We start from the raw sequence: 1387 nt of genomic DNA on the forward strand, positions 1-1387 counted from the left end.
ATTAATTGTTCTTTTGTAAGTGCCATTTTATAAACCTCTCTTTTTTTATTCTTGTCCGATTAACAAGTCAGCATAAACTCTTTTTTATGGTAAAAGATTAAACCTATGCTTTTAATTATATACCAATAGTTCACAATTAAAATACTTTATGTATATAAATACTAAACTTAATATATTTTATTTCTAATTTAGCCCTTAAAACGCGTAATAAAGGTATTTACAAACAATTATATTTATATATAATTAAATTATAAAATAAGTTATGTTTCTAGTTGTAAGACAAAACTATACGGTATTCTATTGCTTTTAATCTTAAACCAAAAGGGATTTTACTTATTTAAACCTTTAAATTAACTATTGAATGTAAACTAGATATAATAGTTATTAAGCAATATAAAAAAGATATTTAATAATCTCTTTTTTTGCTTTTTATGTAAATGGCGGAACAGGAGAGGCTTGAAATCTCACGCCAATTTCTCGGCCTAACACCTTAGCAGGATGTCCTCTTGTCCAATTTGAGTACTGTTCTAAATAGTATCGCACAGACTATTGACTGGCAACGTTTCTTTTCTTTATTTAAACTTGCAAGTAGAACCTAGAATAACTCGCAACATCACTTGCTATTTAATTATAGCATTTTTTATTTTTTATTATATAATTTAATTAATAAAAAGAGGGAGATATACATATGAAACGATTATTAAGTATTATTGGTGCAATATCATTAGTAGGAACAAGTACAACAAGTTTAGTTGCTTGTAATAAAACACATGATCAATATACCCCCGAAGAACTAGCAAAATTAAAAAAAGAAAACCAAATAAATACAAAAGACCAAACTATTAGAGATAACTTAGAATGAATAGCACCACAAGAAAAACCATTTAATCAAGTTGATAATAAATATTATTATGTCGTATGGCGTGGTGATAAAAATGATAGTTGAAGAATTAATAAATTTCAAAATAACCAGCAAGATAGATTAAAAAATAAAGATGAATATGATAAATATAAACTTGCACTAGTTCAAGATTTAGACTGGCATAGTATATTTGATTTAACTATTCAAAAAGGTACTTTAACATGAATATTTTGACATAATGATAATCAATATTTTAAATCGGTTTATCGTTGGAATTTAGATATACAAAAACCTGGTTTATTTATTGATACTGATGGCAATGTAAAAGTTAATTAATAATAGAAAAAGAGATAATTAAATCTCTTTTTTATTTTTATCTTGGTTTAAATGTAATTTTAATGGGGTTAATATTTTTATTTCTAATTCCTAAATCATTAGGATTATAAACATCTATTAGACTTCTTGCATAACCTATTAAAATAATTGTAAATATTTTTAAAAAGATACTAATAGCAAATTATAATT

1 protein-coding gene is annotated in these 1387 nt (G+C 24.2%); it reads left to right on the forward strand.

What is annotated here, in order from left to right:
• Positions 1-688 precede the first annotated feature (688 nt).
• Positions 689-1198, forward strand: a complete 510-nt coding sequence (locus EHU54_RS05825) for a lipoprotein (protein ID WP_400249453.1) — start codon at positions 689-691, stop codon at positions 1196-1198.
• Positions 1199-1387: the final 189 nt, after the last annotated feature.

Source organism: Spiroplasma sp. ald, from assembly GCF_044714355.1.
Classification (GTDB): domain Bacteria; phylum Bacillota_I; class Bacilli_A; order Mycoplasmatales; family Mycoplasmataceae; genus Spiroplasma; species Spiroplasma phoeniceum.